Raw genomic sequence first — 7,821 nt, 5'->3', positions numbered from 1 at the left:
AGAGATGTGTATAAGAGACAGGCCGGATCCTGATCCCCCGTTGCGGGGGCGGGCCGGTCCGGGTACGCGGCGGCGCGGCGGTTCCTTGGGCGGCACTGCGTCACCTGCCGGGGCTCGTCGGGGGCGGGGTGTTCTCCGCCTCCGGGACGGTTGCGGGGTCGGGCTCGGTCGCGGGGACGGATCCGGAGGGCGAAGCGGAGCCGGAGGGTCCGGTCGTGGCCCCGGCGGCGGGGGCGTCGGGGTCCGGTGCGGCGCCTGCGGGGGCGCCGGGGCTCGGCGTGGGGCTGGGGCTCGGCGACGGCGGGGCGGTGGCCTCGGTGGGCTTGCCGCGGACCGTGCCGTCGGGGTTCAGGAAGGCGGGGCTGCCGCCGGGAACCATGCCCAGCTCCCGGGCTCGGCGCTCCAGGGCGTCGGGCTGGGAACGGCTGTCGACGTCGCGCTGGAGCGCCTGCTGCTCGTCGGTGAGCTCGGTGGTGTCCCGCTTCAGCTCGCTGAGCCTGAACGAACCTTCGTTGAGCGCCGAGTTCAGCAGGAGCAGGGTGATGAGCCCGCCGCCCAGGAGCAGGACGACCAGCAGCACGAAGGGGGTGCGGGCCGCGGTGCTGGGCCCGGTGGACGGCATCAGCCGGGCGAGCCGCGCGGCCCGCCCCTTCAGCGGTGCGGCCGGCTTGCTCACCGCGGGGCTCCCCTGCCGCCCGGCGTCGGGCGGCCGCTTCGCGTCGGGTGACGCCGGGTGCTCATCGCTCCTCCGCGCGGATGCGCTGGGCGCCGCGCAGCCGGGCGGGGGCGGCGCGCCGGTTCTCGGCGACCTCCTCCTCGGTGGGCAGCTCGGCGCCACGGGTGAGCTGCTTGAGCCGGGGCTGGTAGCGCTCGGGGACGACGGGCAGTCCGGGGGGCGCGGTGTTGGCGGCGCCGGCCGCGAAGACCTGCTTGACCAGCCGGTCCTCCAGCGAGTGGTAGGACAGCACGGCGATACGGCCGCCGACGTCGAGGCACTGGACGGCGGCCGGAATGGCCCGCTCCAGGACGCTCAGCTCGCCGTTGACCTCGATGCGCAGGGCCTGGAAGGTCCGCTTCGCGGGGTTGCCGCCGGTGCGCTTGGCGGCCTGCGGCAGCGCGTCGCGGATCAGCTCGACGAGCCGGGCGCTGTTGCTGAACGGCTCCTTCTCGCGTTCGCGTACGACGGCGGAGACGATCCGCTTGGCCTGCTTCTCCTCGCCGTACGCGCGCAGGATCCGGACCAGCTCGCCGGGCGGGTAGGTGTTGAGCACCTCGGCGGCGCCCATGCCGGTGCTCTGGTCCATCCGCATGTCGAGCGGGGCGTCCTGGGCGTACGCGAATCCGCGGTCGGCCTCGTCCAGTTGCATGGAGGAGACGCCGAGGTCGAACAGCACGCCCTGGACCTTCGGGACCCCGAGCCGCGCGAGAACCTCGGGGAGCTCGTCGTAGACCGCGTGGACGAGGGTGGCCCGGTCGCCGTAGGGGGCGAGCCGTTCGCCGGAGAGGCGGAGCGCCTCCTTGTCGCGGTCCAGGGCGATCAGCCGGGCGGTGGGGAAGGAGGCGAGCAGCGCCTCGCTGTGGCCGCCGAGGCCGAGGGTGCAGTCGACGACCACGGGCTCCGGACGGGCCGGGTCCTGGAGAGCCGGGGCCAACAGGTCCAGACACCTCTGGAGCATCACCGGGACGTGTCGGGTCTGGCTCAATGCGCCCTCTCAGGCTCTGTCCCGCGCGGCCGGCACGTACGTCCTGGTCCCCGCCCGCCCTGAAGGGGAGGTCCGCCGGCGCCGGGGAAGTGGCGTCGGCCGACCGAGAGCGGGAGAGGGCCGGGTCGCACGTACGCCGCACATCACGGGGGAAATACGGAATATGCAGGAGGTACGGGGATGCGATGGGGCAGTGGATACGAGGGGTGGGTGGTGACTTCGCGTTACTTTAGTCCACCCTGCCATTCGATCGATGCGCGATCAACGAACCGGGCAGCGAGTCGCGCCACCCGTCCGGATGCGGCGAACTCACCCGAACGGGCGCATCCCCACGAGTCTTGTGGGTTAGCTCACAACAAGCCGAGTTGACGTTCTTTGTCCACTCTCACAGCACGCCCGGCCCAGGTGGGAAGGCTAACGTCGTATCCATGTCGACTTCTGCTCACTCTCCCGCCGAGTCCGTGACATCCACCGCCGCGGCGGTCCGCGAGGGGGGCCAGGTCACCGACCGGCTCATCGAACTGAACGCCGAATACGCGAAGGACTTCCGCGATCCGGGCATGGACGCGCGTCCCGTCCTCCAGGTGGCCGTGGTCGCCTGCATGGACGCCCGTCTCGACCTGCACGCGGCGCTCGGCCTGGAGCTCGGGGACTGCCACACCATCCGTAACGCGGGCGGCGTGGTCACCGACGACGTGATCCGTTCGCTGACCATCAGCCAGCGGGCGCTCGGCACCCGCAGCGTGGTCCTCATCCACCACACCAACTGCGGCCTGGAGTCCCTCACCGAGGACTTCCGGCAGGAGCTGGAGCGCGAGGTGGGGCAGCGTCCGGTCTGGGCGGTCGAGGCCTACACGGACGCCGACCAGGACGTGCGCCAGTCGATGCAGCGGGTGCGCACCTCGCCGTTCCTGCTCCACACCGACGACGTGCGCGGGTTCGTCTTCGACGTGACGACCGGCCTGCTGCGCGAGATCCACTCCGTTTCCTGAACGCAGTCACCTCGCTTCCCGGCCCTCCGCTGCACCTCACGCACGCATCACCGCGCCTCGCGGTGCCGAAATCGCGACAGACACTGACTTTTCACACCCACTTATCCACAGGCGAGTGACACGAAGCGGTAACGGCAACAAGAATGCGGGTGGGACATCCCCGGGCCTTCCGGAGGAGTGTCCGATTTTCCGGGGTGGGCCGCGCGGGTACGCGCGACGGCCCCTGCGCAAAAGGGCCGAGGAGGGCCGGGTGACGACCTATGACGATCGAGCGAGCCTCACGGATCTGACCACCACAGCAGAGCGGGTGCGCAGGTCGGTGGAGGGGGTGATCGAGGGCAAGCCCGAGGTCGTACGGCTATCGCTGACCGTGCTCCTCGCCGAGGGACACCTCCTCATCGAGGACGTCCCCGGTGTCGGCAAGACCATGCTGGCCAAGGCGCTGGCGCGGTCCATCGACTGTTCGGTGCGACGGATCCAGTTCACGCCGGACCTGCTGCCCTCGGACATCACCGGTGTGTCGATCTTCGACCAGCAGCGGCGGGACTTCGAGTTCAAGCCGGGCGCGATCTTCGCCCAGATCGTGATCGGCGACGAGATCAACCGCGCCTCGCCGAAGACGCAGTCGGCGCTTCTGGAGTCGATGGAGGAGCGCCAGGTCACCATCGACGGGCACTCCTACGAGCTGCCCGACCCGTTCATGGTGGTGGCCACCCAGAACCCGGTCGAGATGGAGGGCACCTACCCGCTGCCCGAGGCCCAGCGCGACCGCTTCATGGCCCGGGTCTCCATCGGCTACCCCAGCCCGGAGGCCGAGCTCCAGATGCTCGACGTGCACGGGGGCATCTCCCCGCTGGACGACCTCCAGCCGGTGGCCCACGCGCACGACATCGTGAAGCTGATCGACGCCGTCCGTACGGTGCATGTGGCCGACGCCGTGCGGCGCTACGCAGTGGAGCTCGTCGGAGCCACCCGGAGCCACCCCGACCTCAGACTCGGCGCCTCCCCGCGCGCGACGCTGCACCTGCTGCGCGCCGCCAAGGCGTCCGCCGCACTCAGCGGGCGCGACTACGCCCTGCCGGACGACGTCCAGGCGCTGGCCACGCCGGTGCTCGCGCACCGGCTGCTGCCCACTGCTCAGGCCCAGCTGAACCGCCGCACGGCGGAGCAGGTGGTCCTGGAGATCATCCAGCGCACCCCCGTGCCGACCTCGGCCGGCGGCACCGCGCCGCCCGCTCCGGGCGGGCAGGGACCGGGCCGCCCGCTCTACCACCAGCACCAGCCCGGGGCACGGCAGCTGTGATGGCGGCCGGCGAGCCCGGCGCCGTGGAGGACGGCGACAGGAAGGGCGGCCTCCGGGCGGCCCTGGGCGGACTGACCACCCGGGGACGCTCGTTCCTGGCCGCCGGGCTGGCCGCCGCCGTCTGCGCGTACGTCCTGGGCCAGGGCGATCTGCTGCGGGTCGGGCTGCTGCTGGCCGTGCTGCCCCTGGTCTGCGTGAGCGTGCTCTACCGCACCCGCTACCGGGTGACGGGCACCCGGCGGCTCTCGCCGTCCCGGGTGGCCGCGGGCGCGGAGGCCCGGGTGCACCTGCGGATGGAGAACGTCTCCCGGCTGCCCACCGGACTGCTGATGCTCCAGGACCGTGTTCCGTACGTCCTCGGCCCGCGCCCCCGCTTCGTCCTGGACCGGGTGGAGGCGGGCGGCCGGCGGGAGGTGGCCTACCGGGTCCGCTCCGACCTGCGCGGCCGCTATCCGCTGGGCCCGTTGCAACTGCGGCTCAGCGACCCGTTCGGGATGTGCGAACTGACCCGCTCCTTCAGCGCGTACGACACCCTCGTCGTCATCCCCCGCACGGTGCCGCTGCCCGTGCTGCGGCTGGCGGGAGAGGCCTCCGGATACGGCGACGGGCGGCAGCGGTCCCTCGCGCTGGCCGGTGAGGACGACATCATTCCGCGCGGCTACCGGCACGGCGACGACCTGCGCCGGGTCCACTGGCGCTCCACCGCCCGCCACGGCGAGCTGATGGTGCGCCGTGAGGAACAGCCGCAGCGGGCCAGGTGCACGGTCCTGCTGGACACCCGGGGAATCGGCTACCAGGGCGCCGGGCCCGACTCGGCCTTCGAGTGGGCGGTCTCGGGGGCGGCCTCCGCACTCGTGCACATGCTGGAGCGCGGCTTCGCCGTACGGCTGCTCACGGACGACGGGAACGCGGTGCCCGGCGAGGGGTCGGGCGGTTTCGCGGGCTCGACCCAGGAGTCCGCGGACTCTGCGGGCCTGATGCTCGACACACTCGCGGTGGTCGGCCATTCCGACGGCGGGGGACTCTCGCGCGCCCATGACGTGCTGCGCGGCGGCAACGAGGGACTGCTCATCGCCTTCTTCGGCGATCTGGACGAGGAACAGGCCGCGGTCGCGGCCCGGATGCGGCAGCGGGCCGGGGCTGGGGTCGCCTTCGTCCTGGACAGCGCCGCCTGGGCCGGCGGCGGGGCGGGGGCGGGACGGGCCGAGGAACGGCTGCGACGGCTGCGCGAGTCGGGCTGGATCGCGGTGCCCGTGGAGCCGGGGGCCGAACTGCCCGCGCTGTGGCAGCTGGCGGGCGGGATGCGCACGGATTCGCCGTCCGCCACGAGCGGCGGCCCGACAGGTTTCCCGGGGGGATGGTCATGAGCGGGCGGGCCAGGCTGGCGCTGTGCGCCTATGCGGCGACGCTGCTGGCGGCGGGGGCACTGATCCCGCTGGTGGAGGGGGTCGGCTGGCTGGTGCAGGCGGCGGTACTGCTCGGCGTCCAGAGCGGGGTGGGCGCCCTCGCGCGCCGGGTGCCGCTGGCGAGGACGCTGACCATCGCGGTCCAGACGCTGGTCACCCTGCTTCTGCTGACGCTGGTGTTCGTCCGGGACCACGCCCTGTTCGGGGTGCTGCCCGGACCGGAGGCCCTCATGCGGCTCGGTGAGCTGCTGGTGGCGGGCGGGGAGGACGTCGGCACGTACGCCATCCCGGCCCCGATGACCGACGGCATCAAGCTGATGGTGGTCGGCGGGGTGGTCCTGATCGGTCTCGCCGTGGACGCCCTGGCGGTGACCTTCCGCAGTGCGGCCCCGGCCGGACTGCCCCTCCTCGCCCTGTATTCGGTCGCGGCCGGTCTCTCCGACGGCGGGGCGAGCTGGCTGTGGTTCCTGCTGGCCGCCTCCGGGTACCTGCTGCTCCTGCTGGCGGAGGGCCGGGACCGGCTCTCCCAGTGGGGCCGCGTCTTCGGCGGCGCCGCGCGGAATTCGGGCGGTCTGGCCGACGGTTTGGCCGGGGTGAGCGGGGGTTCCTCCCCCGTCCGGACCGGGCGGCGGATCGGCGTGCTGGCGCTCGGTATCGCCCTGGTGGCTCCGCTGGCCCTGCCCGCCCTGGACAGCGGCCTGCTGGGCGGCGACGGTCCGGGGAACGGCAGGGGCAGCGGTGGCGGCACCATCTCCGCGGTGAATCCGCTGGTCTCGCTGCAGAACAACCTCAATCAGCCGGACAACCGGGAGGTGATGACGTACCGCAGCAACATCGAGGACCCGCAGAGCCTCTATCTCCGGATCCTGGCCCTGGACGAGTTCAACGGCAGCGAGTGGCGTTCGTCCACCCGTCGGCTGACGGACGTTCCCGACCGTCTCCCGCAGCCCACCGGGCTGGGCAGGGACGTCTCCGTCACCGAGGTCCGGACGAACATCTCCGCGTCGCGCTCCTACCAGCAGACCTATCTGCCGCTCCCCTACCCGGCCAGCGAGGTCCGCGTCGGCGGCCGCTGGCGGTACGAGCCGGAGGGCCGCACCCTGGTCGGCGACGACGGGCAGACCACGCGCGGCGCGCGGTACGAGGTCGGCAGTCTGGTCGTCGAGCCCACGGCGGACCAGCTCGCGGCCGCGGGTTCGCCGCCTCAGGAGCTGGTCCGCGAGTACACCCAGGTGCCCGGCTCACTGCCGAAGGTGGTTGCCGAGACCGCCGAGCAGGTCACCGAAGGCACGTCCAACGCCTACGAGCAGGCCGTGAAGCTCCAGGACTGGTTCGCGTCCGACGGCGGCTTCACGTACGACACGACGGTCACCTCGGGGACGGGGTCGTCCGCCATCGCCCGGTTCCTCCGCGACCGGGAGGGCTTCTGCGTCCACTTCTCGTTCTCGATGGCCGCGATGGCCCGGACGCTGGGCATCCCGGCCCGGGTAGCGGTGGGCTTCACCCCGGGCACCATGAAGGCGGACGGGGCGATCTCGGTGGGTCTGCGCGACGCGCACGCCTGGCCCGAGCTGTATTTCGAGGGGGTCGGGTGGACCCGGTTCGAGCCCACCCCGAGCCGGGGCAGCACTCCCTCGTGGACCCGGCCCGAGGTCCCCACGGACAGCGCGAGCGACGCGGCCCAGCCCTCCGCGGACACCTCCGCCGAACCGTCCGCGGCGTCCTCCGCCGAGGACAGCTGCCCGCCGCAGTTGCGTCAGGAAGGCGGGTGCGGCCCCTCGCAGGATCCGGGAGCGGCGCTGCCGACCGACCCGGGCCCTCCGATCTGGAGGGTGCCGCTGCTGGTTCTCGCGGCGGTCGTGGTGCTGGTCCTGCCGTTGTCGCCGTTGCTGTGGCGGACCCGGACGCGGAATCGCCGGCTGGGCTCCGGAGGCCGGACGCCGGCGGACGCCGCCGCGCGGACCCTGGCGGTCTGGCGGGAGATCACCGACGCGGCCTGGGACCACGGCATCGCGCCGGACGAGTCGCTGACGCCCCGGAAGGCGGCGGCCCGGATCGTGCGGCTGGGCCGCGTCGACACCACCGCGGCCGAGGCGGTGCACCGGATCGCGGGCTCGGTGGAGCAGGTGCTGTACGCCCCCGAGCCGCGTCCAGCGGCCGGACTGGCCGAGGACGCCGCGGCGGTACGGGCGGGGCTGCGGGCAACAGCCGGCCGCTCCACCCGGCTGCGGGCAACGTTCCTGCCCCGATCGTCCGTCCGGGTGGTGTGGGCCCTCACCGATCGCCGGACGGCGCTCGGTGAGCGATGGGCGAGCCGCCCGGGAGCCGGTCGCTGGACGGCCCGGCTGCGTCGGCTCACGCGTCAGCACGGCTGAGGCGGCCGGGGGGGCGCCCACGACGGAGCCTCCGGGTCCGGC

The 7,821-nt window shown here is 73.1% G+C and carries 6 protein-coding genes; 4 read left to right on the top strand and 2 right to left on the bottom strand.

Annotation, left to right across the window (positions count from 1 at the left end; genetic code table 11):
• Window positions 1–100 precede the first annotated feature (100 nt).
• Both CR470_RS06390 and rsmH read right to left on the bottom strand, forming a co-directional pair.
• On the bottom strand, window positions 101–676 hold the full coding sequence (locus CR470_RS06390) for an FtsB family cell division protein (RefSeq protein ID WP_097866601.1): 576 nt from the start codon (window positions 674–676) through the stop codon (window positions 101–103).
• Window positions 677–737: 61 nt separating this feature from the next.
• Window positions 738–1,703 carry a 16S rRNA (cytosine(1402)-N(4))-methyltransferase RsmH gene (gene rsmH, locus CR470_RS06385; RefSeq protein ID WP_097866600.1) on the bottom strand — a complete coding sequence of 322 codons (966 nt, stop codon included), beginning with the start codon at window positions 1,701–1,703 and terminating at the stop codon, window positions 738–740.
• Between the two features lie 428 nt (window positions 1,704–2,131).
• Here rsmH and CR470_RS06380 point away from each other — a divergent pair, with 428 nt between their 5' ends.
• The 4 genes from CR470_RS06380 (at window position 2,132) to CR470_RS06365 (ending at window position 7,779) form a co-directional block, all read left to right on the top strand.
• Window positions 2,132–2,695 (top strand): beta-class carbonic anhydrase, encoded by a 564-nt coding sequence (locus CR470_RS06380; RefSeq protein ID WP_097866599.1) that lies wholly within the window; start codon window positions 2,132–2,134, stop codon window positions 2,693–2,695.
• 250 nt (window positions 2,696–2,945) lie between these two features.
• On the top strand, window positions 2,946–3,998 hold the full coding sequence (locus tag CR470_RS06375) for an AAA family ATPase (RefSeq protein WP_097866598.1): 1,053 nt from the start codon (window positions 2,946–2,948) through the stop codon (window positions 3,996–3,998).
• Window positions 3,998–5,365 carry a DUF58 domain-containing protein gene (locus CR470_RS06370; RefSeq protein ID WP_097866597.1) on the top strand — a complete coding sequence of 456 codons (1,368 nt, stop codon included), beginning with the start codon at window positions 3,998–4,000 and terminating at the stop codon, window positions 5,363–5,365. The genes CR470_RS06375 and CR470_RS06370 overlap by 1 nt, the downstream gene beginning before the upstream one ends.
• Complete coding sequence (locus CR470_RS06365) at window positions 5,362–7,779, top strand: transglutaminase TgpA family protein (protein ID WP_097866606.1); 2,418 nt, start codon at window positions 5,362–5,364, stop codon at window positions 7,777–7,779. The genes CR470_RS06370 and CR470_RS06365 overlap by 4 nt, the downstream gene beginning before the upstream one ends.
• Window positions 7,780–7,821 lie beyond the last annotated feature (42 nt).

The sequence above is a fragment of the Streptomyces sp. rh34 genome (assembly GCF_002551245.1).
In the GTDB taxonomy this organism is placed as follows: Bacteria; Actinomycetota; Actinomycetes; order Streptomycetales; family Streptomycetaceae; genus Streptomyces.
This window is presented reverse-complemented; position numbering and strand designations above follow the sequence as displayed.

Coding starts and splice junctions, on each gene's coding strand:
- CR470_RS06380 (WP_097866599.1), top strand. CDS start 2,132: ATGTCGACTTCTGCTCACTCTCCCGCCGAGTCCGTGACATCCACCGCC.
- CR470_RS06370 (WP_097866597.1), top strand. CDS start 3,998: ATGGCGGCCGGCGAGCCCGGCGCCGTGGAGGACGGCGACAGGAAGGGC.
- CR470_RS06365 (WP_097866606.1), top strand. CDS start 5,362: ATGAGCGGGCGGGCCAGGCTGGCGCTGTGCGCCTATGCGGCGACGCTG.